General features: G+C 65.7%; 23 protein-coding genes and 1 pseudogene. 12 read left to right on the top strand and 12 right to left on the bottom strand.

All coding sequences use genetic code 11. The annotated features are described in order from the left end of the window. Window positions 1-344: 344 nt before the first annotated feature. The 6 genes from carD to AADZ55_RS21465 all read left to right on the top strand — a co-directional run bounded on the left by carD (window position 345) and on the right by AADZ55_RS21465 (window position 5,426). Window positions 345-833, top strand: a complete 489-nt coding sequence (gene carD / locus AADZ55_RS21490) for an RNA polymerase-binding transcription factor CarD (protein ID WP_003419482.1) — start codon at window positions 345-347, stop codon at window positions 831-833. A gap of 16 nt (window positions 834-849) precedes the next feature. Beyond that, a complete protein-coding gene (ispD, locus tag AADZ55_RS21485; protein ID WP_085325274.1) occupies window positions 850-1,533 on the top strand; it encodes a 2-C-methyl-D-erythritol 4-phosphate cytidylyltransferase in 684 nt (227 codons plus the stop codon). Then, window positions 1,530-2,009, top strand: a complete 480-nt coding sequence (gene ispF / locus AADZ55_RS21480) for a 2-C-methyl-D-erythritol 2,4-cyclodiphosphate synthase (protein WP_085325275.1) — start codon at window positions 1,530-1,532, stop codon at window positions 2,007-2,009. The genes ispD and ispF overlap by 4 nt, the downstream gene beginning before the upstream one ends. Window positions 2,010-2,077: 68 nt before the next feature. Continuing rightward, window positions 2,078-3,484 (top strand): cysteine--tRNA ligase, encoded by a 1,407-nt coding sequence (gene cysS / locus AADZ55_RS21475; RefSeq protein WP_085325276.1) that lies wholly within the window; start codon window positions 2,078-2,080, stop codon window positions 3,482-3,484. Beyond that, the gene (gene rlmB / locus AADZ55_RS21470; protein ID WP_085325277.1) at window positions 3,485-4,417 is read left to right on the top strand and encodes a 23S rRNA (guanosine(2251)-2'-O)-methyltransferase RlmB; all 933 of its coding nucleotides are present in this window, start codon (window positions 3,485-3,487) and stop codon (window positions 4,415-4,417) included. A 4-nt stretch (window positions 4,418-4,421) separates the two neighbouring features. Further along, complete coding sequence (locus AADZ55_RS21465) at window positions 4,422-5,426, top strand: glycerophosphodiester phosphodiesterase (protein ID WP_085325278.1); 1,005 nt, start codon at window positions 4,422-4,424, stop codon at window positions 5,424-5,426. Here the strand turns inward: AADZ55_RS21465 and AADZ55_RS21460 are convergent. From AADZ55_RS21460 to AADZ55_RS21420, 9 genes are read right to left on the bottom strand one after another with little or no spacing between them, the layout of a single operon-like run. Beyond that, complete coding sequence (locus AADZ55_RS21460) at window positions 5,412-6,653, bottom strand: SLC13 family permease (RefSeq protein ID WP_085325279.1); 1,242 nt, start codon at window positions 6,651-6,653, stop codon at window positions 5,412-5,414. The two genes, AADZ55_RS21465 and AADZ55_RS21460, sit on opposite strands and share 15 nt — an antisense overlap. A gap of 14 nt (window positions 6,654-6,667) precedes the next feature. After that, window positions 6,668-7,588 (bottom strand): MBL fold metallo-hydrolase, encoded by a 921-nt coding sequence (locus AADZ55_RS21455; protein ID WP_165759385.1) that lies wholly within the window; start codon window positions 7,586-7,588, stop codon window positions 6,668-6,670. 8 nt (window positions 7,589-7,596) lie between these two features. Then, a complete protein-coding gene (locus tag AADZ55_RS21450; RefSeq protein ID WP_085325280.1) occupies window positions 7,597-8,355 on the bottom strand; it encodes a LamB/YcsF family protein in 759 nt (252 codons plus the stop codon). A 21-nt stretch (window positions 8,356-8,376) separates the two neighbouring features. Beyond that, window positions 8,377-9,108 carry a sensor domain-containing protein gene (locus AADZ55_RS21445; protein WP_085325281.1) on the bottom strand — a complete coding sequence of 244 codons (732 nt, stop codon included), beginning with the start codon at window positions 9,106-9,108 and terminating at the stop codon, window positions 8,377-8,379. Then, on the bottom strand, window positions 9,105-9,821 hold the full coding sequence (locus AADZ55_RS21440) for a sensor domain-containing protein (RefSeq protein WP_085325282.1): 717 nt from the start codon (window positions 9,819-9,821) through the stop codon (window positions 9,105-9,107). Before AADZ55_RS21440 ends, AADZ55_RS21445 begins: the two co-directional genes overlap by 4 nt. A gap of 14 nt (window positions 9,822-9,835) precedes the next feature. Next, a complete protein-coding gene (locus AADZ55_RS21435; protein WP_085325283.1) occupies window positions 9,836-10,549 on the bottom strand; it encodes a sensor domain-containing protein in 714 nt (237 codons plus the stop codon). 46 nt (window positions 10,550-10,595) lie between these two features. Further along, entirely contained in the window at window positions 10,596-11,444 is an 849-nt protein-coding gene (locus AADZ55_RS21430; RefSeq protein ID WP_085325284.1) for a metal ABC transporter permease, read from the bottom strand. Next, window positions 11,441-12,244 (bottom strand): metal ABC transporter ATP-binding protein, encoded by an 804-nt coding sequence (locus AADZ55_RS21425; RefSeq protein ID WP_085325285.1) that lies wholly within the window; start codon window positions 12,242-12,244, stop codon window positions 11,441-11,443. Before AADZ55_RS21425 ends, AADZ55_RS21430 begins: the two co-directional genes overlap by 4 nt. Before the next feature lie 9 nt (window positions 12,245-12,253). Further along, entirely contained in the window at window positions 12,254-13,177 is a 924-nt protein-coding gene (locus tag AADZ55_RS21420) for a metal ABC transporter solute-binding protein, Zn/Mn family (protein WP_085325286.1), read from the bottom strand. Between the two features lie 117 nt (window positions 13,178-13,294). Between AADZ55_RS21420 and AADZ55_RS21415 the strand changes: the two genes are divergently transcribed. Beyond that, window positions 13,295-14,374, top strand: a complete 1,080-nt coding sequence (locus AADZ55_RS21415) for a substrate-binding domain-containing protein (RefSeq protein ID WP_085325287.1) — start codon at window positions 13,295-13,297, stop codon at window positions 14,372-14,374. A gap of 6 nt (window positions 14,375-14,380) precedes the next feature. Here the strand turns inward: AADZ55_RS21415 and AADZ55_RS21410 are convergent, their stop codons facing one another. Continuing rightward, entirely contained in the window at window positions 14,381-15,334 is a 954-nt protein-coding gene (locus AADZ55_RS21410; RefSeq protein WP_085325288.1) for an ornithine cyclodeaminase family protein, read from the bottom strand. Further along, on the bottom strand, window positions 15,312-16,256 hold the full coding sequence (locus AADZ55_RS21405) for an EamA family transporter (protein WP_085325332.1): 945 nt from the start codon (window positions 16,254-16,256) through the stop codon (window positions 15,312-15,314). Before AADZ55_RS21405 ends, AADZ55_RS21410 begins: the two co-directional genes overlap by 23 nt. Before the next feature lie 297 nt (window positions 16,257-16,553). On the opposite strand from AADZ55_RS21405, the pseudogene AADZ55_RS21400 reads away from it, so the two are divergent. The 5 genes and pseudogenes from AADZ55_RS21400 to AADZ55_RS21380 form a co-directional block, all read left to right on the top strand. After that, window positions 16,554-16,939: pseudogene (locus tag AADZ55_RS21400) on the top strand (AAA family ATPase); the annotation flags it as partial. A gap of 739 nt (window positions 16,940-17,678) precedes the next feature. After that, window positions 17,679-18,347, top strand: coding sequence for a hypothetical protein (locus tag AADZ55_RS21395; RefSeq protein WP_085325289.1), 669 nt, complete (start codon window positions 17,679-17,681; stop codon window positions 18,345-18,347). A gap of 24 nt (window positions 18,348-18,371) precedes the next feature. Beyond that, on the top strand, window positions 18,372-20,201 hold the full coding sequence (asnB, locus tag AADZ55_RS21390) for an asparagine synthase (glutamine-hydrolyzing) (protein ID WP_085325290.1): 1,830 nt from the start codon (window positions 18,372-18,374) through the stop codon (window positions 20,199-20,201). A 26-nt stretch (window positions 20,202-20,227) separates the two neighbouring features. Further along, complete coding sequence (asnB, locus tag AADZ55_RS21385) at window positions 20,228-22,081, top strand: asparagine synthase (glutamine-hydrolyzing) (RefSeq protein WP_085325291.1); 1,854 nt, start codon at window positions 20,228-20,230, stop codon at window positions 22,079-22,081. Beyond that, the gene (locus AADZ55_RS21380; protein WP_085325292.1) at window positions 22,078-23,349 is read left to right on the top strand and encodes an MFS transporter; all 1,272 of its coding nucleotides are present in this window, start codon (window positions 22,078-22,080) and stop codon (window positions 23,347-23,349) included. The genes asnB (AADZ55_RS21385) and AADZ55_RS21380 overlap by 4 nt, the downstream gene beginning before the upstream one ends. Here the strand turns inward: AADZ55_RS21380 and AADZ55_RS21375 are convergent. After that, complete coding sequence (locus tag AADZ55_RS21375) at window positions 23,346-23,705, bottom strand: hypothetical protein (RefSeq protein ID WP_085325293.1); 360 nt, start codon at window positions 23,703-23,705, stop codon at window positions 23,346-23,348. The two genes, AADZ55_RS21380 and AADZ55_RS21375, sit on opposite strands and share 4 nt — an antisense overlap. Window positions 23,706-23,734 lie beyond the last annotated feature (29 nt).

The raw sequence follows: 23,734 nt of genomic DNA, 5'->3' as shown, positions 1-23,734 counted from the left end.
GGATGCCTCCTGCTCGGCCTCGGCGCGGCTGTGCCGGCACACTAGCGACGGCACCTGACCGCCGCGGCGGTTCGACTATGCACAGTAGTAGTACCGTGCCGCCGGCGGTAGCGGCGGGGACCACGGTGTCGACCGGACCGGCGACGTCTCGCGGGCGCGCTGTTCCGCCGGCTTTATCGGTCTCGCCGCCGATGGGTAAATGCGTAAAGAGAAATTCGGCGATGCACTTCTAGGCGTGTCTGTCAACCCCCAATCTTCCCGCGCGATGCCCCTGACCTGCACCGTTGTTCGGCGGCTGCTAGGGCGCCGTGTTAGCATGGAGTAACGAAAGGGGCTCGAATCTGATGATTTTCAAGGTCGGAGACACCGTTGTCTATCCACACCACGGTGCTGCGTTAGTCGAGGCGATCGAAACCCGGACCATCAAAGGGGAACAAAAAGAGTATCTCGTCTTGAAAGTTGCGCAGGGCGACCTGACAGTTCGAGTGCCCGCCGAAAACGCCGAGTATGTCGGTGTTCGCGATGTCGTCGGGCAGGAAGGCCTGGACAAGGTTTTCCAGGTGTTGCGTGCCCCGCACACCGAGGAACCGACGAACTGGTCACGCCGCTACAAGGCGAATCTGGAGAAACTCGCGTCCGGCGATGTGAACAAGGTCGCCGAGGTGGTGCGTGATTTGTGGCGTCGCGACCAGGAGCGCGGCTTGTCCGCCGGTGAGAAGCGGATGCTGGCCAAGGCTCGCCAGATTTTGGTCGGTGAGTTGGCGTTGGCCGAAAGCACCGATGACGCCAAAGCGGAGACCATTCTGGATGAGGTCCTAGCCGCCGCGTCTTGACTACCCTGAGGCTCTGGTGGTCAGGGAAGCGGGCGAGGTAGCTGCAATCGTCCCGGCTGCAGGGGCGGGGGAGCGATTAGCCGCCGGTGTGCCTAAGGCGTTTTACCACTTCGAAGGGTGCACCCTCGTCGAACGGGCCGTCGATGGCCTGCTGGATTCCGGGGTTGTTGACACCGTCGTCGTGGCCGTGCCCACCGACCGCACGGATGAGGCGAAGCTGATCCTCGGTCAAAAGGCAATGATCGTGGCCGGTGGGTCGAACCGCACCGAAACCGTGAACCTCGCGCTGACAGCCCTGGCGGGTGCCGCGGAACCCGAGTTTGTGCTGGTGCACGACGCTGCGCGGGCATTGACACCGCCGGCGATGGTCGCCCGCGTGGTCGACGCGTTACGGGACGGCCATATCGCGGTCGTTCCCGCGCTGCCGCTTTCCGACACCATCAAGGCCGTGGATGCCAACGGGGTGGTCTTGGGCACGCCGGAACGAGCCGGCCTGCGGGCCGTGCAGACCCCGCAGGGGTTCGCCACCGAACTGCTGCTGCGGGCATACCAACACGCCGGTGCCGTCGACTTCACCGATGACGCCTCGCTGGTCGAGCACATCGGCGGCCAGGTTCAGGTGGTCGACGGCGATCCCCTGGCGTTCAAGATCACCACCAAACTGGATCTGCTGTTGGCCGAAGCTATAGTGCGCCGGTGAACCAGCTGCCGCGCGTCGGTTTGGGGACCGATGTGCATCCAATCGAGCCCGGCCGCCCATGTTGGCTGGTAGGGCTGTTATTCCCGAGCGCCGACGGTTGCGCCGGACACTCCGACGGAGACGTGGCCGTGCACGCGTTGTGCGACGCGGTGTTGTCGGCGGCGGGCCTAGGCGACATTGGCGACGTGTTTGGAGTCGACGATCCGCGCTGGCAAGGCGTCAGCGGTGCCGATATGTTGCGGCACGTCGTCGGCCTGATCACGCAGCACGGCTATCGGGTCGGCAACGCTGCGGTGCAGGTGATCGGCAACCGGCCAAAGATCGGTTGGCGCCGTCTCGAGGCGCAGGCGGTGCTCTCGCGCCTCCTGAACGCTCCGGTGTCGGTGTCGGCTACCACCACCGACGGGCTGGGCCTCACCGGGCGCGGCGAGGGCTTGGCCGCCATCGCGACGGCGTTGGTGGTTTCGCTGCGATAGCTCGTGGCGGTCCGGACGGGACGCGCGCCCCGCGGGTTGCGGCAATTGGGCAGGTAAGCTGGCACGTCGTGACCGATCGCGCCCGCTTGCGGCTACACGACACGGCGGCCGGTGTCGTGCGGGATTTTGTTCCGCTGCGGCCTGGGCACGTCTCGATCTACCTGTGCGGCGCCACGGTGCAGGGCCTACCGCATATCGGACATGTCCGCAGCGGGGTCGCCTTCGACATCTTGCGCCGATGGCTGCTCGCAAGCGGCTACGACGTCGCATTTGTTCGCAACGTGACCGATATCGAAGACAAGATTCTCAGCAAGGCCGCCGCGGCGGGCCGGCCGTGGTGGGAATGGGCGGCCACCCACGAGCGCGCCTTCACCGCCGCCTACGACGCTCTCGACGTCCTACCGCCCTCGGCAGAGCCCCGAGCCACCGGGCACATCAGTCAGATGGTCGAGCTGATCGAGCGTCTGATGAACACGGGGCATGCCTATACCGGCGGCGGCGATGTGTATTTCGACGTGCTCAGCTATCCGGAGTACGGCCAGCTGTCCGGGCACCGAATCGACGATGTCCATCAGGGCGAGGGTGTGGCCGCCGGCAAGCGTGACCAGCGCGACTTCACCCTCTGGAAGGGTGAGAAGCCTGGCGAGCCGTCGTGGCCGACGCCGTGGGGTCGGGGCCGTCCGGGCTGGCACCTGGAATGCTCGGCGATGGCCCGCACCTATCTCGGGCCGGAATTCGATATCCATTGCGGTGGAATGGATTTGATCTTCCCGCACCATGAGAACGAGATCGCACAGAGCCGAGCGGCAGGGGATGGGTTCGCCCGCTACTGGCTGCACAACGGCTGGGTGACGATGGGCGGGGAGAAGATGAGCAAGTCGTTGGGCAACGTGTTGTCCATACCGGCGATGTTGGCGCGGGTCCGGCCGGCCGAGCTGCGCTATTACCTGGGCAGCGCGCACTACCGGTCCATGCTGGAATTCACCGAAACCGCGTTGCAGGACGCGGTGAAGGCCTATCTGGGACTAGAGGACTTCCTGCACCGCGTCCGCACCCGGGTGGGTGCCGTCCTGCCCGGCGATCCGACCCCGCGGTTCGCCGAAGCGCTGGACGACGACCTGTCGGTCCCGATCGCACTCGCCGAGATCCACCACACGCGCGCGGAAGGCAACCGGGCACTCGACGCGGGCGACCACGACGTTGCCCTGCGCAGCGCCGGCGAAATTCGGGCGATGATGGGCATCCTGGGTTGCGACCCCCTCGACGAGCGTTGGGAATCGCGAGACGAAACGTCGGCCGCCCTGGCCGCCGTCGATGTGCTGGTACAGGCCGAACTGGAGAATCGGGAAAAGGCCCGCGAGCAGCGCAACTGGGCGCTCGCCGACGAGATCCGGGGTCGCCTGAAAAGAGCCGGCATCGAGGTCACCGACACCGCCGACGGGCCGCAGTGGTCGCTGGGTGGTGACGGCAAGTAGATGCCCGGTAACTCGCGGCGCCGGGGAGCGGTACGCAAATCCGGCACCAAGAAAGGTCCCACCGTCGGCTCGGGTGGCCAGCGTCGCCGCGGCCTGGAAGGGCGTGGGCCGACACCGCCGGCGCACCTGCGGCCCAACCATCCCGCAGCCAAGCGGGCACGTGCACAGCCCCGCCGCCCGGCCCGGGGTCGAACCGACGAGACCGAGACGGTGCTGGGTCGTAATCCGGTGCTCGAATGCCTGCGCGCCGGTGTTCCGGCCACCGCGCTATACGTTGCGCTTGGCGCCGAGGCCGACGAGCGACTGACTGAATGTGTTGCGCGGGCAGCCGATTCGGGGATTTCGATCCTCGAGGTGCCGCGTGGGGACCTGGATCGGATGACCGCAAACCACCTGCACCAGGGCATCGCCCTGCAGGTGCCGCCGTACCACTACGCACACCCCGACGACCTGCTGGCGGCGGCCCTCGACCAACCGCCGGCGCTGCTGGTCGCCTTGGACAACATCTCCGACCCGCGCAACCTGGGTGCGATCGTGCGGTCGGTGGCGGCGTTCGGTGGCCATGGTGTGCTGATCCCGCAACGCCGTTCCGCCTCGGTGACGGCGGTGGCGTGGCGTACCAGCGCCGGGGCGGCTGCCCGGATTCCGGTGGCACGGGCCACCAATCTCACCAGGGCACTGAAGGATTGGGCCGATCGCGGGGTGCGGGTGGTCGGCTTGGATGCTGGTGGTGACACCGTGCTCGACGATCTGGATGGCACCGACTCGTTGGTGGTGGTCGTCGGCTCGGAAGGCAAGGGGCTGTCCCGGTTGGTGCGGCAGAACTGCGACCAGGTGGTGTCCATCCCGATGGCCGGTCAGACCGAATCACTGAACGCGTCGGTGGCCGCCGGGGTGGTCCTCGCCGAAATCGCCCGGCAACGGCGGAGTTGACGCGATGATCGCCCGGCTGGTTGCCGTACTTTTGCTGCTGGCCGTTGTGCTGCTGGCACCGTTGCCCAACGCATCCGCCCAACCTTCCGGCTTCGATCTACAGGCTCATCGTGGCGGTCGCGGCGAGGCGACCGAGGAATCCCTGCGGGCATTTGCCAAGGCGCTTGAGCTTGGGGTCAGCACACTCGAATTCGACATCGTCATCACCAAAGATGGCCAGCCTATGGTGTGGCACGACCCGACGATCCAATCGGAAAAGTGCACCGACACCGGACCGGCGTTCGTCGGCGACCCACAGTATCCCTACGTCGGAAAGCTCGTGCACGACCTGACCCTGGTGCAGATCCGCACACTCGACTGCGGCAAGCAGCTCAGTGAGTTCCCCCGCGCTGAAGTGGTGCGGAGCAACAAGATAGCGACGTTGCCGGAGGTCTTCGCACTCACCGACTCGTATCGGGCTGATGTCCGCTACAACATCGAAACCAAGGTGGAAGCCGATCGCCCGGGTACTTCCGCGGAGCCGCAGGAGTTTGTCGATGTAATACTGGCTGCGGTCCGATCCGCGGGCAAGCTCGACCGCGTGGAAATTCAGAGTTTCGACTGGCGAACGCTACCAATGGTGCACCGGGACGAACCGTCGATTCCGTTGGCGGCGTTGTGGGATGAGAAGACCTGGGTACCGGATTCGCCCTGGCTCGGCGGTATCAACGCCGCAGTCGTCGGCGATCCGGTGATCGGGGCGATGATGGTGGGCGCGACCATTCTGTCGCCGAGGTATGGGTTGGTCGATGGCAGTGCCTTTGTCGATCGTGCCCACGCGTTGGGGCGCAAGGTCATTCCGTGGACCGTGAACGACCCCGACGCGATGCGTCAGCAGATCGACGCGGGTGTCGACGGCATCATCACCGACTATCCAACGTCGCTGCGTGGCGTGCTGGCCGAGCTCGGGATGCCGCTGCCGCCGCCCTACGCCGCGGCTAGTCGTCCGCGCGCGCTAGGTGCCCATTAGCCGCACACTCGCCCACAGCGCGAGCACCGCCACCACCAGGGCCGCGGGCACGGTGCACAGCCCGAGTCGGGTGTACTCGCCGACGCTGGCGTCCACGTTGTGCTGGCGTAACACCCGCCGCCACAGCAGGTTGGACAGTGAACCGACGTAGGTCAGGTTTGGCCCGACGTTGACCCCGATGAGCACGGCCAGCACGGCCGCCGGTCCGCTGGCCGCGACGAGCGGCACCAGCACCAGCGTCGCGGGCAGGTTGTTCACCACGTTGGCCAGCACGGCGGCCGCCGCGGCGATACCGAGCAGCGCCGCCAGACCCGAACCGGCCGGCACCACAGCCGACATCCGGGTGGCCATTCCGTTCAGCATGACCGCTTGCACCACCACGCCCAGTGCCAGCACGAAGACCAGGAAAGACACATTGGCCGCGCGCACGATCGCAAGCACCGAGGTGTGTCCGCCCCGCAGACTTCGCACCGCCAATACGGACGCGCCGACCAGTGCCATCCAAGCCGGGGCCAGTCCCATCGACTCGGCGAACGCGAACCCCGCGAGCGTCAGTGCCACGACCACCAGAACGAACACCGGCACCCGCGGCGGCGGATCGTGTTGCGCACGATCCGGTTCCACGCGCAGATCCCCGGCGAAAAACCACCGGAAGACCACGTACACCGCGGCCACCGCGGACAGCCACGGCAACGTCATCAGCACGGTGAACTTTGTGAACGAGAGGCCGGCGGCGTGATAGGCGAGCAGGTTGGTCAGATTCGACACCGGCAGCAGCAGCGAGGCGGTGTTGGCCAGGTGGGCGGTGGCGTAGGCGTAGGGGCGCATCGGGGTGCGCAGTCGACGGACAATGGCCAGCACCACCGGGGTCAGCAGCACTATGGTGGCATCCAGGCTGAGTGCGGCCGTGATGGTGGCCGAGACGACGAACACCTGTCGCAGTAGCCGGTGCGAACCGCCGCTGGCTCGCGCCATCGCCGCGCCGGCGGCCTCGAACAGGCCCTCGTCGTCGCACAGCTTGGCCAGCACCAGAACCGCACCCAGAAACGCGACCACTCGCGACAGCCCGGAGACCTGAGCCAACGCCTGCTGGGGCGAGATCGCGCCGATCGCGATCAGAATGGCCGCCGCCGGAACCGCTGCCGCTGCCTCCGGCCAGCCCCGGGGGCGGGCCACCGCGAAGCCGAGGACGACGGCAAGCAGTATGAGCGCCAGAGTCAGAATCAAGGTTTAGAAGCGCTTCACAGCCAAGGATCCTCGCGCCGCCACACCGTCGGCATCTGCAGCGCGATACCGTCCTGGACGGCCAGCTCGTCGAGGACGCGAAGGGACACGTCTAGGTCGTCGGCCGCATACGGTAAGGCCCGCAACGGCTTTGACAGGGGTCGGAAGAAGTCGTCCCAATGGATGAGGACCACGCGTCGCGCGCCTACGGCGCGCACGACCTCGGCCCAGTAGTCGACCAGGTACGACCGTGGTTGCAAGCCCAGCTGGCCGACGCTGAGGTAGACGGCATCGGCGCGGTGAGGCGCCAGGGCGCCCTTGACGAAACCGGCGCTGCCCTGGATCAACAGCCGCCGGCCCGACGGCCGGTGGTGCACCAACGTCGACCACGCCTCACCGCAGCGGTAGGCCGACGCCTTCACCGGCGGTGTCAGCGGTGCGTCGATCACCCCGGGAAACCGGTCGGGTGGGCAGTGCTGCGATTCCACCAACGTCACGTCGAAGGCGCCCACTTGAATTGGCTCGCCGGCAACGGCGACGACAATGCGGTTCTCCGGCAGCCCGTATCCGCGCCCGACATTAGCCGCCGACTCGCCCCCGACCAGCTGCGCCCCGGTGCGGTCGGCGACCAGCGCGGAGTCCATCGCGTGGTCGATGTGCGTGTGCACCGGGATAACGGCCGCCAGCCGGGACACCCTGGCCCGGGCCAGGCAACCGTCGACGCGTGCCGGTGACGGCGACACCTTTCCGGCCGCCACCCGGGCCAGGCTGGGCCGGGAGAAGTAGCCGTCGGTCAGCACCCCGGCCGCCCCGTCGTCGACCAGCAGCGTCGCCACGCCCATCCACGTCACCGACAACGGCGTATCGGGTTGCGCGGCTGGCACGCTAAACCTGTTGGAATACCGCGCGATATCGGGACGGCCCAGTTTTAGACGCATCTGGCGCATCAGCAGAACGCCTGGATCTCGGTGCCCGTGACATTCAGTTGGTCACGCACCGCCGTTGCGATCTGCACCGCGCCCGGCGAATCACCATGTACGCAAACCGATTCCACCGTGATGGCAAGGACGGAGCCATCGACGGCGATGACCGTGCCGGTGTTCACCATCTTCACCACCCGCTGCGCGATCGCCGCAGGATCGTCGAGCACCGCGCCCGGTTCGCGGCGGGAAACCAGCTGTCCGTCTGGCCGATAGGCCCGATCGGCGAACGCTTCTGCCACGGTGCGCAGGCCAACGCGGGTGGCTTCGTCGAAAAACACCGAACCCGTCATGCCCAGCACCGGCAGCGCGGCGTCCACCATGCGTACCGCCTGAGCGACAGCGGCGGCCTGCTCACGGTTGGTCACTATCGTGTTGTACAGGGCGCCATGGGGTTTGACGTACGAGACCGCCGAGCCGGACGCCTGTGCGATCGCCTGCAACGCACCGATCTGGTACACGACATCGGCGAGCAGATCCTCGGCGTCGACGTCGATGAAGCGTCTGCCGAACCCGGCCAGGTCGCGGTAGCTGACTTGCGCTCCGATCCGCACGCCACGCTCGCTGGCCGAACGGCATACTCGCAGCAGACCGGCCGGGTCGCCGGCGTGGAAGCCGCAAGCCACGTTGGCACTGGTGACGATGTCGAGCATGGCGCCGTCATCACCGAGCCGCCAGACACCGAATCCCTCGCCCAAGTCGGAATTGAGGTCGATGCAGGCCACCTGGCTAGCTTAGGAGCTGGCTCACTGCGGGATCCTGGCGACCACTTGGTCAAGCAGGTTGTTGACCGCCGCGGTGGTGTCCCTGTTGAGCAGGCAGACCCGCCCCTCTGCGACGATGCTCTTCTGGACGGCCATCGCGTGCGAACACGCCCATCGGGGATCTTCCTCTTGGCGCAGCAACACCTCGATGCGCGAGCCGCTGCCGTTCACGGGTCCCGTGTCGAAGTAGCTGTGGTTGCCGTTCGAGGAGTCAAAGCCGTATCGCCGATTCGCGCAGCCTTGCCAATCCCGACGTGCGCGCTGCAGCAAGGCCGCGGCGTCTGCGGTCGTGGTAAACGATGTGACGAGCTGCGTGACATCGGCTTGGACGGCGTCGGGGCTGGTCAACTGGTTGCCGCGCATCGCGACCCACCCGCTGTTGGAGTAGATCGCCACGTCCCCCAGCGACCCGAGACCCACGCAGGTGCGATCGTCGATGACTTCGGCTGAGTCCGACGTGCCGGCGATCGTGCCGACCGGCGCCATGACCGTGCCACCCACCAGGGCGACGATCTGCTCGGGGGTCAGCAGCAGCCCTTCGAGCACCGTCGCCGAAACGACGCTGGGTGCTGCGCTGGTAGGTGTCGTCGCGGTGGTGGGGCCGCGGGGCTCGGCGGGTAGCGCCATTCCCTCGACCGCGGTGGTGCAGCCGGCGGCGGTCAGGGCCACGGTGGTTACCCAGATCGCCGCTAGGACAGCCCGTTTGGGGGTCATGTCGGGAACTTTCCGGCGATGGCGTTGACGACCGAGCTCACCGTGGCGACGCCCTGATCGGCGACGCGGTAGCTGCACGCCGAAACATCGATCACCACGTTGGATTTGGCGGTGATCCCGTGCGAGCAGGTGTAGCCGCCGCCTGCTTCCTTGTCGACCACCGTCGCGGTGACGCCACCCCTGGTGGCCGGCGCACGAATCGTCCAGGTACTGGGTTTGCCGTCCTTCGGGGTGTAGGTGACGTGTTTTGCGACGCAGCGCCGCCACACGTCCTGCGAGGCGGAAAGGAACTTGCGGGCGTCCTGCCCGCTGTGGAACGACACGACGCCTTGGTCGACGTAGTGGGTGAAGTGGGCGCCGGGCTCGCTCCACTCCGAACCTCTGGTCGCGACGTAGCGGCTGCCCTGGTAGGCGGTCTCGACCGTGTTGAACACCGCGCCCGCGCACGTGGGGTCGGAATAGGTGCCGCCCGCATCGTCGGGCGTCCGGTCGTAGCGGTTGATGACCGTCATCGCGTCGCTGCCCATGATCTGGTTGATCTGCGGTTCGTCGAGCAGCACGCCGGCCAGTTGTGCCTCGGTGAGATCAGGTCCCCAGCTGAGTGGGCCGCGGTCGGCACCGGCTTGTGGGTTTCCCGCAACGGTGGAGGCGCATCCGCCAACAACCCAGGCCGTGGCGAGCAGCGTGGTCGGCCATCGAGTTGCCCGGTGCATTGCCTGGTTCCTGCCTACTGCTTAGCCACCTTGGCCGCGATTTGGGTTGCGATGCCGATCGCCACCGAACCCGATTGGCTATAGGCGCACGTGACAACGTCGATGGCGATGTTGTTTCGCGCGGTCAGGGCGCGCTGGCAGGTCCATCCGTCGCCGCCTTCCTGGACCTGTGAGCTGCTGAGTGTGCCGTCGTCGTTGACAACTTCGGCCACCGTCCACACGGTGTCCGCCTGGCCCGGGTTGACATCGATAAACCGGCGATTCGAACACCTGCTCCAGCTCTGCACCGAGGAGTTGTAGAACTCCCCGGCATCGCGCGCGGTCGGGAAGGCGACGACGGCCTGAATGGCGTAGTGCTTGCGCTTCTTGGAGTCGTCGATGCTGTCGTCGAGGCGCTCGCCGCGCATGGCGGTCCACCCGGTACCGGCGTAGACCGTCTCTTGTGCCGGACCGTCGATGGCCAAGCAATTCTTGTCGGGCACGCTCTTACTCCAGTCCCACATCCCCTTGGCGTTGAACCACACCTTCATCGACGTCGCACCCAGCGCGCTGTTGATCTGGCTTAGGTCGAGCAGCAGCCCGTCGAGCGCTGCAACGGGTATCGGGTCCTGACTCAGCGGCCCGGCCTCGTCGGCGGCCACCGCATTCCCGTCGACAACGTTGGTGCATCCGGCTGCGAGCAGGCACGCACCAGCCAACGCCGCGAGAGCGGCGATCTGCTTGCGCACTGTTCCTCCCCAACCGGCACCGTGTGCGACAAGCTTAAGCGCAGCACTACCGACGCCGCCCGAGCAACCAGCAAATCAGGTAGATCACGAACGAGATGGTGGCCACCAACACCGAGACCGGGACTCCGGGCGCCAATGACAGCACGATGCCCCCGACAGCGGACACCTCGGCGAAGACCACCGAGGTCGCGATCGCCGCGGCCGGCGTGGCGACCAGCCGCGCGGCCGCAGCCGCCGGGGTGATCAACAACGACATGACCAGGAGCGCCCCGACGATCTGGACCGCCTGGGCGGCCACCACACCGACCAGTGCGGCGAACACGACGGTCATGGCGCGCACCGGCACACCGCGGGCGGCCGCGACCTCCGGGTCGGCGCTGGCAAACAGCAGCGGTCGGTAACAGATCACCAGTACGGCGATGACGAGCAGGCAAACCAGGGTCAGCATGGCCAGCCCGGAGTAGCCCACCCCGACGATCTGACCGGTCAGCAGCGCGAAACTGGCGCCGGTCCGTCCCGGGTAGAGATGGATGAACAAGACCGCTAGGCCGAGCCCGAATGCCAGCACCACGCCGATTACCGAGTCGCGCTCCCGCGCTCGCTGCCCCAGGATTCCGAACAGTGCCGCGGCGATAGCGCTGCCGACCAGCGCGCCCACCCCCACCTCGAACCCGGCCAGCAGAGCGAATGCGGCTCCGGTCAGCGACAATTCGCTGGAGCCGTGCACGGCGAACGACATCTGGCGCATCACGATGAACGGCCCGATCAGCCCGGCTACCAGTCCGAGTAGCGCCGCTGCGACCAGAGCCTGTTGCACGAAGTCGTGCTGGAGCAGGTGGGCGGTGATCTCGAAGGAGAACAGATGGTCCAACATGTCGGTGAGCCGGTCGTTCATCGGGCCTGTCCTTCCGGCTCGCCGATCACCACGTAGCGGACGTCGCGTCCGTTGCCGACTTTCACTACCTGCATGTCGGCCCGGTACAGCGCCGACAATGTCTCGGTGGTCATGACCTGCTCGACGGTGCCGATCAGGAATCTCCCATCGACCAGATAAAGCACCCGGTCCACGTACGGCAGCATCGGGTTGACCTCGTGGGTGACGACGATGACGGCGGTTCCAGCTTCCTTGCGGCGCCGGTCGATCAGCTCCGACACCAGCTTGGCGTTGGCCGGATCCAACGCCAGCAGCGGCTCATCGCAGAGCATCAGCGTAGGGTCGCTGGCCAGCGCCTGGGCGATGCGTACCCGCTGCAACTCACCGCCGGACATCAGCCCGACCCGGACATCGGCCAGCCGTTCACCATTGACCTGTTGCAGCGCCCGCCGCACCGCCTCGCGGCGGTGAGCCCGGCCCGCGGACGAAAGCGGCATAGGGCCCCAGCGGCGTCCGTCGACGCCGAGGGCAACCAGGTCACGCCCCCGCAGCAGCACTTCCGGGTCGATCGGATGGTGTTGCGGCACATAGCCGATGCGCGCGCTGCCGGCGGTGATCGGCTTGCCGTTCAGCAGCGCGGCGCCGGCACTGAGCGGCAGCTGTCCGAGCAGCACCTTGAGCAGCGACGTCTTTCCGGTGCCGTTGGGACCCAGCACCACGATGAACTCACCGGGCGTCACCGACAGGTCGAGGTGGTCCCAGAGCACACGATCGCCGAACGCCAGCCGGGCGCCGGTTAGTGCAACCGCTGGCTGAGACACTGGCCGGGACTAGCGGCCCGACCGCAACGCGGCCGTCAGTTGGTTGACGGTGTCGCGCTGCCAGGTCAGGTAGTCGGTTCCGCTGGGCAAGGTCTCGGTCACCTCGGCGATCGGCACCCCAGCGCGGCGGGCGGCCGCCTGCAGGCCGTTGGTGGCGGCGGTGGGCGTCTGCGGATTGACCAGCAACGCCGCGACCTCACGGCGGGCGATCAGGTCGAGGACGGCCGCCATGTCGGCCGGGGAGGGGTCGTTGTCGTTTTCGTTCGCCGCGATGAAGGTAGCCGGGGTGCGATTGTTCAGGCCGGACGCCGCCAGCAGATAGTGCACGACGGGTTCGGTCGCGAGGACAGCGGCGGCGGGGTAGCTGACCGCGATCGCGTGCTCGGAACTTGCGATCGCGTCGGCGCCGCGGCCGAACTCCGCGGCGTTGTCTCGGTAGTCCCCGGCATTGGCCGGGTCGAGGACCGCCAACCGGTCCGCGATGGTTGCCGCGACCGACTTCGCGACATTCAGGTCGTAGAAGACGTGTTCGTTGCGCATTTTTTCGTCGTTCGTGGCGTCCAGCAGCGAGTAGGCGGCGACGGACTGGATGGCGGGATGGGCGGCCAACACCCGGTCCACCCAGGAGTCGTAGCCGCCGCCGTTATAGATCACCAGCTCTGCGTCGACGATCGCGGCGGCGTCCGCGGGACTGGCCTGATACGAATGTGGGTCGGCATCCGCCCCGGTGAGGATGGACTTCACACTCAGGTGGCTGCCGGTGACGGCGCGTGCCACGCTGCCCCACACGTCGGTGGAGGCCACCACGTCAACCGCGCCCGGGTGCGCCGCGCCATCGGTTCCACAGCCCGTCAGCGCGGTCGAACCGACCAGGCAGACGAGGATGGCCGGCAGCCGGCTCGCCACCCGGTTTAGCGTCCGTCGCACGTCCATTTCCTTTCGTGCGGCCGCCCAGCCGCCCGCTAATCCTAATGAAAATCGTTTCCATTACAAATTTGTGCAGCGCCGCCTCCTACCCCCACACGTCGGGCCGCTGTACCCTCACCGAACGTGAGTCCCACACCGCGTAGGCGGGCGACTCTGGCGTCGTTGGCAGCCGAGCTCAAGGTGTCGCGTACCACCATCTCGAATGCCTTCAACAGACCGGATCAGCTTTCTACCGACCTTCGTGAGCGGGTGCTTGCCACGGCCAAGCGAATGGGCTACGCCGGACCAGACCCGGTGGCGCGATCGCTGCGGACCCGCAAAGCCGGCGCGGTTGGTTTGGTGATGGCCGAACCGCTGACCTACTTCTTCAGTGACCCGGCGGCGCGGGATTTCGTTGCGGGAGTGGCGCAATCGTGCGAAGGGCTGGGACAGGGACTGTTGCTGGTTGCCGTCGGCCCCAGTCGGAGCCTCGCGGACGGCACCGCCGCGGTGCTCGCCGCCGGGGTGGACGGCTTCGTGGTGTACTCGGTATGCGACGACGATCCCTACCTGCAGGTGGTGCTGCAGCGCCGGCTGCCGGTGGTGGTGGTCGACCAGCCCAAAGACCTTTCCGGCGTGTCGCGGGTCGGCATCGACGACCGGGCGGCGATGCGCGAGCTTGCCGACTACGTGCTCGGGTTGGGGCATCGCGAGCTCGGGCTACTGACCATGCGGCTGGGGCGGGACCGCCGGCAAGACCTGGTGGACGCCGACAGGCTGGGGTCGCCGACCTTCGATGTGCAGCGCGAACGCATCGCCGGTGTATGGGAAGCGATGACGGCCGCCGGCGTCGACCCGGATTCGCTGACCGTGGTGGAAAGCTACGAGCACCTCCCGACGTCCGGCGGGGCGGCCGCCAAGGTGGCGTGCGAGGCCAATCCGCGGATCACCGCGCTGATGTGCACCGCCGACATACTGGCCCTCTCAGCCATGGATTACCTGCGGGCACATGGGATTTACGTACCGGGTCAGATGAGCGTCACGGGGTTTGACGGCGTGCCAGAGGCACTAAGCAGAGGGCTGACGACGGTCGCGCAGCCGAGCCTGCAGAAGGGGCGCCGGGCGGGCGAGCTGCTGCTGAAGCCGCCGCGGTCCGGACTACCCGTCGTCGAGGTGCTCGGTACCGAGCTGATCCGGGGCCGCACCGCGGGCCCGCCGGCGTAGTCGATGCTAGGTGGCATCTAGTGTCCCGCTGACGATCGCCTCGGCGACAACAGCATCTTCCCAGCCCATGCCGGTGCTCTTGAAGAAAACTGCGCGGTCGGCGTGCAAGGGTGAAGTGCCGGTGACGACGTCTTTCATCGGGATGAGCTGCCCTGCGGTCAAACCTGATTCGGCGATGGCCAGGACCACGTCCCCGCCTTCGCGTAGCGCGGTCTGTGGGTCCTCGACTATGACCTGGGCGCGGGCGCAGAGTGCGCTGTCCACCTCGCGCCGGTCGGGGCGGTGTGATCCGACCGCCATAACGATGACGTCGCGTTTCGCCACACGGGAATCGAACACCGGCACCGCAGACCCGGTGGCACAGACGATTACGTCGGCGCGCTCCACGGCACTGATCGCCTCGGGCGACTGCGCGTGAACGACGTGAGCCTGCGGTGGCAGGCGCGCGATGTCGGGGTGGCGCACGACGTAGGTCGTCGATGCGATCTGGCGAGTCTGCCCCACCACGTCGGCGATGGTGTCAACATGGGCGACGCCCTGTGGGCCGGCGCCAAACACCGTCACGTGCAACGGGGTGCTGGCGCGTAGCAGCGCAGGCTTGACAGCGGCGATCGATACGGCGGGGGTGCGCAGCGTAGTGAGGGCGGCGCCGTCGATGAACACCCGCGGGCTTAGCGTGTTTCCGTCGAACAGGATGTATATCGCTTGGACGAGGGGCAGGTCGCGCCCGGGATTGGCGGGTGCGACGGTGGCGACCTTGACGCCGACGCTGGACGACGACTGCGACGGCATCACCAGCAACTGGCCGTGGGCTACGTCGAGGACGGTGCGCTGGAAGTCTCCAGCCGGATCGAGTCCCGCCCGCAGTGCATCCTCGATGGCCTGCACGGCCCGGGCGGGGGTCAGCGCCGCCGAAACCGCTTGAGCAGAGATGAAGTCAACCGAACGGGTGGTTGTCATGACGCTCCTTTCGGACTGGCGGAGTACCGGACTGGGTCCGGCCAGACGCGAACGCGGCCGCGCAATTGGCCGCCACGATGGCGATGATCGCGGCCCAATGGATGCCATCGAGAGCCTGGCCGAGCAGGACCAAGCCGACCAGAGCGGCCAACACCGGCTGAAAGCTCATGAATAGGCCGAAGGTGTGCACGTCCACGCGCCGCAGCGCCAATAAGTCCGTCACTATCGGCACCACCGAGGCGAGCAGGCCCGCCGCCACCGCGTAGCCCGCCGCCGCAACGGTCGGCTTATGGTGCAGCAGCACTACCACGCCTACCGGTACATAGGCCAACGACGACATCAGAACCGCTGCCGCCAAGCCAAGTGAGCCTGGAATGCGTTGCCCTATCGTGCGATTGAGCAATATGTAGGACGCCCAGCAGCCCGCCGCCGCCAACCCCGAGGCGATACCGACGTAGTCCGTGGACGGCTGCGGCCGGGCCAACGCGAGCACCGCGGCGCCGATGACGGCGGCGCAGCCAACCGTGACCAATCGCCGCGACGAGGCTAACGCCACGGCCAGGGGCCCGAGGAACTCGAGCGTCACCGCCAGCCCGAGACCAATCCGGTCCACGGCCACATACAGGGTGGTATTCATGACCGCCCACGCCGCAGCGAGACCGATGACCGGTCGCCACTGCTTGGCGCTGAGGGTGTGCAACCGTGGCCGCGCACACAGCAGCAGCACCAGACCGGCGATCCACTGGCGCACCGCGACCACACCGATCGGGCCGACCACCCCGAACGCATGGGCGCCCGCGGCTGCGCCGAGTTGGTTGGACAATCCACTGGTCAACATCAACGCGAGGCCGCCGAGCCGATTCCTCGCCCGCACATCGGCGGGCCGGTCACCAAGGTCAGCGACCACAGTCGAACTCGCCATGACGGACACGTTGCGCCATCGGGGGCGGATCTGCAAAATGCACGCGCTCGGCGCATCCTGACCGAAGCCGACAATCTCGTGCTGGTGGGCACAAGCGGGTGCGCGTCGGTCACGCTTGGTCTGCGCAGGGTCGCCACGCGCCCGAGTTCTAGCGTCGTTGGGCGCGGCGTCATCCCGGCGTCGAGATTCGGCTTATCCGCACCAATACCGCCACCGCGGGCCTTGCCGAAGGGGCATGCGATATCGCCATCGTGCGAACCGGCGCCGGTGATACGCGTTACGCGCATGCCGTAGTCGGCCATCCGCTTGCTCACCAACCATGATCTCGATTCGTCGAGCCCGTTCGCCTGCCTGCTTGTCGGCCAACCAACCCTGCGGTGCGGCAAATGAAACTCGGTGTCCGCGCCGCGCCCGATCAACGCATCGGGCTGCGCTACACGATGACGCCCATGACCGACAAGGAGACTGATACCAATCTGCACCACCACCTCAAACTGGTTGGCCGCGACGACACGCTGTTCTCCGACGACGCCGTCGGGATAATCCACCAAACCAGCCGTGGCTACCCCCGCGCGGTCAACAACCTCGTACTACAAGCCCTCGTCGCCGCGTTCGCCGCCAACCAGGCCGTCGTCGACGAATCCTCCACTCGCACAGCCATCGCCGAAGTCGCCGCAGAGTGAACATCACCGCGACACCCTGAACACCACCGCCCCCACAGCCTCACCGCCAATGCCGCCACCATGCTCATCCTGAATGCCGGCCAACAGTCAGGGCCGGGGTATTGAATCTGATCGACCACGCGCTCGCGCACGGCTGGTCAGCACGGGCCGCGTGCACGCTGCTGTTATCAACACGCCGCAACTAGGACCACTCAACACGCCGGAACACTGACCATTCAACAGGCGACCAAACCCGGTGGTACCGTCACCGCGGCGAGCGACAGGAAGGTTTAGTGACATGGCCTACGGGCTTGATATCACCAAGGGGGTTGCTTCCCGCGCCAATTCGCGGCCGAGGGCCGGCGCCGACCCGCCTCGTCCGTCGGTCACGCGACGACCGCACGGGAAACGCGGGAGGCAGCGCACCTGGACAACGGAATGTCCGCAAATGCCGCTGGTCATCTCCGAGGTGTTGTTGGCTTCAAGTCTGTGAGCGAATGATCAGATCCCGTGGATGAGCCCTCGGCGAGGCGGCGTGAAAGTGGGCGCACCCTGCGGAGGATGATCTGAGACGGGTATTGATAATTCCTGTCTCAAATCAACAACAAAGCCATCGCACGATTGCTTCCTCGATCGACTCTATTTTTTGAGCGGCACCGCCGTCGCCGTTATTAATGAATGGCTCAAATCTTTACTGGGGGGATGTAACAAAATGAGTGGTTTCTCGTCTAGCGTTGTACGAGGCCGATCCGGTCGGACAATGACGATGGCGCGCGAGGTTGCTGTTACTGACGTATTCGACGGCGCTGTTTCTGACGATGTGGCGGCCCGCGCCCGGTTATGGCAACGCCGATTCTTCGAGGCGGAGTCGGGGATGACCCGCTTTTTCGTCGATGAAAACGCGCCTGGGCTCATCGACGAATGGATCCAAGTCAAAAGCAGAATCTTCGAGGGGCTGCCCGACGCTTCTCTCGCTATGGGTGAAGAAGCCTGGAAACGCGTATTTTTCCGTGCCCAAGCACTGATGGAGCAGTTTATCGTGGCGCACTTCGGGCACGACCGTATGGCTGATTGGGCACGGTCCAACGCGTACGTGTACGCAACGACGACCACAGGTTCCACCTGCCGACGCTCGGTCGCTGATCGTTTCGTGCGCCAACTCGCCAACTACGACTCCCATACCGACGTTGATCAGGCCGCCGAGGAGACCGTCATCACCGTCATTCGATGCGGCATCTGGCAATACCGTGAACAGGCCCGAGCGCAAGGGGTGCCGATCACTCTGGCTTCGCCCTGTGAATACTGCACGAAAGCCACCGCCGCGAATTTCGCGGCCAAAGGCTATGACAGCTCATATCAGCTGACAAGCGAGGCGGCCCGAGGCTGCCGTTGGACGCTGCGCACGCCTGACCCGACACATCAGCGCTGACTCCATCACCGAAAGGAGCCCGCGATGTGCGGCATCACCGGATGGGTGGACTGGGAGCGTGACTTAACCACCGAGATCGCCACAACGACCGCTATGACCGACACCATGCGCCTCAGGGGACCCGACGCGGCTGGCACGTGGACGGCTGCCCACGCCTTCCTCGGCCACCGCAGACTGTCCATTATCGATCTCGAAGGTGGAGTCCAACCTATGGCCACCACCGACTCCCAAGCGATCATCACCTACAGCGGCGAGGTGTATAACTTCGGCGAACTGCGTGCGGAACTGATTGGCGCCGGGCACACGTTCCGCACCCGCTCGGACACCGAGGTCATCCTCGAAGGATACAAGCGGTGGGGTCCGGCAGTCGCCGAGCATCTCAACGGCATGTTCGCCTTCGCGATATGGGACGACGCAGCACAACGGCTGGTGCTTGTGCGCGACCGCCTCGGTATCAAACCGCTGTACTATCACTACTACGGCAGCGGATTGATCTTCGGATCGGAACCCAAAGCGGTGCTGGCCAATCCGATCTTCGTTCCTGAGCTCGACGCCTCCGGGTTGGCTGAAGTTTTCGCGGTTGCGACTGCGCCGACGCCCGGCCACGGCGTGTTCTGCGGGCTAAATCAGGTCAAACCCGGCCACGTGCTCACCATTGACCGCGCCGGATTGCGGAGCACCGCGTACTGGAGCCTTACCGCAGTAGATCATCGTGATGACACCCGCGCCACCGTCGCTCACGTGCGCGATTTGCTCATCGATATCGTGCAGCGACAATTGGTCGCCGATGTTTCGGTCGGCGCCTTGCTCTCAGGTGGGCTGGATTCGAGCGCAATCACAGCCATCGCAAGCCGCATTCGTCGCGAACACGGACACGGCAAGATCGCCAGCTACTCAGTCGACTTCCCGGGCTCATCTGAATCCTTCCGCAGCACAACCTGGCATCCCACCCGCGACGAACCCTATGCCGCTGCCGTCAGTGCTCACCTCGGCACTCAACACACCACGGTGGTCGTCGAACCCGCCGACATCCTTGCCCACGACGAAAAGGTGCTGCGCGCACGCGACCTACCCGGCTGGGGCGAAATGGATGTGTCGCTGTACCTCCTGTTCGACCAAGTGAAAAGCTTCTCTTCCGTCGCGTTGTCTGGTGAGTCGGCAGATGAAATATTCGGTGGATACCCCTATTTCACTTCACCGACCGCGCGTGAATTCGACGGGTTCCCCTGGCTGGCCGGCAAGACAGGCCCATCGGTACTGCTGCGCAGCGAGATCCGCGACGTGGTCGCTCCAGATGACTATGTCAAAGCACGGTACGACGAAGCCGTGCGCAGTACCCCTCAGCTGGACGGCGAAAGCTCCGAGGACGTCGTCTCGCGGCGAATCTCCTATCTGGCGCTAACTCGCTGGCTGGGCGCGTTGCTTGACCGCAAGGATCGGATCAGCATGGCAACCGGACTGGAGGTGCGCGTCCCATTCTGTGACCACCGGTTGATCGAGTACGTGTGGAATGTGCCGTGGCACATCAAGACTGCGGGCAGCCAGGAAAAGGGGCTGCTTCGTCTCGCCGTCGCCGACCTGCTCCCCGACGAGGTGCTGCGGCGGCGTAAGAGCGGTTTCCCGCCCAACCCCGACCCGAATTACCTGCACGCGCTGCAGGTCCGTGTGCGCGATTTACTCGCCGCGCCCCAGGCACCGGTGTTCGATCTCGTTGACCATCGCACCGTCGCGGAACGATTCGGCATGGATAGGGCGCTGCCGAGCCCACGCGCTGCATCGTCGACCACAGCGGGGCTGAGCTTTCTGCTCAACCTCAACACATGGCTCACCGACTATCGCGTGCGAATCCGCTGACGTCACACCTGAAAGGGAAAAAATCGATGTGCGGTATCACTGGATGGGTTGACTACCACGGCCTGGGGCCAACCGCCGACACCGTGCTGACACGGATGACGGACACCATGGCCCCGCGCGGACCGAACGGCGCCGGCATCTGGCGATGCGACATCGCTGGACTCGGTCATCGCCGACTGGCAATCATCGACCCAGACGGTGGCGCCCAACCCATGACCCATAACCATCCCAGCACCGGCAATGTCGATCTGGTCCTCACCTACAGCGGCGAGGTGTACAACTATCGCGAATTGCGGGTCGCCCTGGTTGAACGCGGTCACAGCTTCACCACATCAAGCGATACCGAAGTGCTCCTCAAGGCCTGGGCCGAGTGGGGTCCGGCCGCGGTCAGCAGGATCAACGGCATGTACGCGTTTGGCGTGTGGGACAGTCGTGAGCGCACCCTGACTCTGGTACGGGACCGACTCGGCGTCAAGCCCCTCTACTTCCGCCATACGGAATCGTCGCTGGTTTTCGGATCCGAACCCAAGGCGATCCTGACGCACGATGCCCGCCGCCCCGAAGTCGACGAGGAAGGCATCGTCGCTCTGATGCTTCCACTGCTCAAAATTCCCGGTCGTTCGCCCTACAGCGACATCGATGAGGTACGGCCCGGTGAAATCGCCACCTTCTCGGCCCGCGGACTTGTCCGCCGGCGATACTGGACCCTCGACGAGGCACTGACCTGCCCACCTCGCACAACCAGTCTGGCCGAGGCAGCCCACACCGTTCGAACAATTTTGGACGACACCGTGCAACGACAGCTGGTTGCCGACGTGCCGTTGTGCACACTGCTCTCTGGCGGACTCGACTCAACCGCCATCACCGCACTTGCCAACGCCCGCCGCCATGGTGCACCTATACGGTCGGTCTCCATCGACTTCTCGGCACCAGTCCACAACTCGCAGGTCAACCCCAACGTCGATTCCGAATATGCCAGCGCCGCAGCCCAATTCATCGGCTCCAACCACCGCAGTATCATCCTTGACGGGGCGACTCTGGCTAACCGCGACACCCGCAGCGCCTGCGTCCGATCGCGCGACCTGCCACTTGGGATCGGCGATCTTGACATGAGTCTGTACCTAATGTGCGCCACCATCAAGGAGCACTCGACGGTCGCACTGTCCGGGGAATCGGCCGATGAAGTCTTCGGCGGCTACCTGTGGTTCCACCGCGACGACGCGGTCATGGCCGACACTTTTCCCTGGATGTCCGACAGTCCCGCCCACGGCCGCCTCCACCACCGAATCGCCACATCGTTTCGGCCTGAACTGCGCGCCAAGCTGCAGCTCGACGACTACGTCGCTGACCAATACCGCACCGCGCTCGCCGAACTGACCCCCACAGGCGGCGGCCCTCAAGAGCAACGAATGCGTGAACTCACCTACCTCGGTCTGAGCCGATTCCTGCCGACACTGTTGGATCGAAAGGACAGGCTGAGCATGGCTGCCGGAATAGAGCTTCGGGTGCCGTTCTGCGACCACAGGCTGGTGGAATACGTCGCACCGCTGGCATGGTCCCTTCGAACCGGGGACGGACAGGAAAAAAGCGTGCTGCGCCAGGCGGTATCCGACATTATTCCGCGTGCTGTCGCCGCACGCCGCAAGTCGCCTTATCCATCGGTCGCCGATCCCGACTATTCGGCTGAGACTAGCCGTCAGCTCGCGGATCGACTGGCAGAGCCAGATTGCCGCCTAACCGAGTTGTTCGATCCGCGTGCATTGCAGCGGGCGGTGCAGCCCGCCACCGCACCCGGTGCGTTGATCAGCAATGTGGAGGCTGAACTCGCTCTGAACTTCGACGACTGGCTGCGCACCTACGACCCGGTTCTGGCGCTATGAGCGTTGACGCTGCGGCCCCCGAAACGCGTTCAGGCACAGCAGAACTGCTCCGACGATACGGCCTGCTCTACGCGTTGCTATTCATGTTCGGCGCCGAGATGTACCTGGTCGCCCCACTGCTACCCACCCTCAGCTACGAGTACGGGGTTGCCACAACCACCGCCGCGGCCCTGGTCAGCATCTATGTCGCCGTGCAAGCCGTCGCCAGCCCCCTCCAGGGCCTGGCATACCCGAGGTTGGGCGCGCGGTGGATGATCGTTGGCGGTGCGGCCCTATTTGCGGCCGGTAACGTAATAGCAGCCCTGTCACCAGGTTTTGGATGGCTCCTGGCCTCACGTGCAATGGCCGGACTCGGTGTTTCATCCGCAGGACCAGCGATTTGGTCATGGATCGCCCACACAGCCCCGATCACGCTGCGCAGCACAGCGATCGGGGCTGGCATGGGAGGATTCGCTGCCGGCCAGGTATTCGGCGTGCCCATCGGCGGACTCATCGCGAGCCAGTTTGGGTGGCGGTGGTCCTTCGGCGCGATGGCCGTCGCGGTCGCGCTAGCAGTACCCGCGCTGTACCAGATCTTGGGGCACGCCCGACCCCAACGCCGGACAGCGCTCGGTCTCGCTGGTCAGCTTCGCGAGCTATTTCGAGCCTGGCTCCCTGGCCCGACCCGGTGGACACTTGTCATCACCTTCGGTTTCCACGCTGCCAACCTCGGCGCATTCACCTACCTTTTTGACGTACTGGCTCACAAATACCACCTCGACGTCGCACAACTCGGCTACATCGGCGCGCTCAGCGGCGCCGGTATGTGCATTGGATCTCTGGTTGCAGGCCGGATCCTGGATCGGGTGCATGCGCGCAGCGGCAGCCAACATCTCGTCTTGCCGGCGTGGCTCATCATCGTCGGTGTCACCGTCGCGACGGTGTTCTGCAGCCAGTGGTTGTGGCTCAGCCTGTCACTAATTCCCGTCTGGTTCTTCGCCGCGGGCGCCTTCGACACAAACCAGCAGACACTCATCGCAGGTTCATCGCCCGGTTTCACCACAGTGGCGATGGCCTGGAACCTGTCGGTGCTCTACGCCGCCGCGGCCTTCGGCGTCTGGGCAATGAGCTTCGGCACCGCACGGACGACCGCAGTAGTGGCGACATCAACTGTCCTGCTGACAATCTCGGTGGTGATCGCCGTTGTACGCCATGCGCAAAGAAGGCCTCATTTGGAGGGGCAGCCAATGGAGAACGAGCCAGACCGTTGCCAATCGGGGAACATCTAAAGGTCGACGACGTCCGGCTGCTTCGAGCTGACGAGGCGGTCTTCACCACGATGGTCGACGGTTGGGGAGCTCAGGCGCTCGCAGGTGGCCTGGCCGTGGACACGATAGGCCGACCGCTTGGTGCGGCTGGGATAATCGTTCGGAATAACATCCGGCATATCCGTGCGACCTAGCCTCGAAGCTTCGTGCGACCAGCTGATCGGAGTGACCTTGGGTAGGTGATCCCCATTGCCACCGGTGGCCGTATCGAAACCGAGTAGCTGGTAGGCCCGGCACAGCGCCGCCCATAGCTGAGCCGACTTCGTAGAGACAATTTCCAGCGGATCACTGTCACCGACACGATCGGAATCGGTCACACCAGACCCCCATCAAGTCGGTAGAGCCG

Origin of the sequence: Mycobacterium decipiens (genome assembly GCF_963853665.1) — a bacterium.
Taxonomy (GTDB): domain Bacteria; phylum Actinomycetota; class Actinomycetes; order Mycobacteriales; family Mycobacteriaceae; genus Mycobacterium; species Mycobacterium decipiens.
Note: the sequence above shows the minus strand (reverse complement) of the source record. Positions and strands in the feature narration are given on the sequence as shown.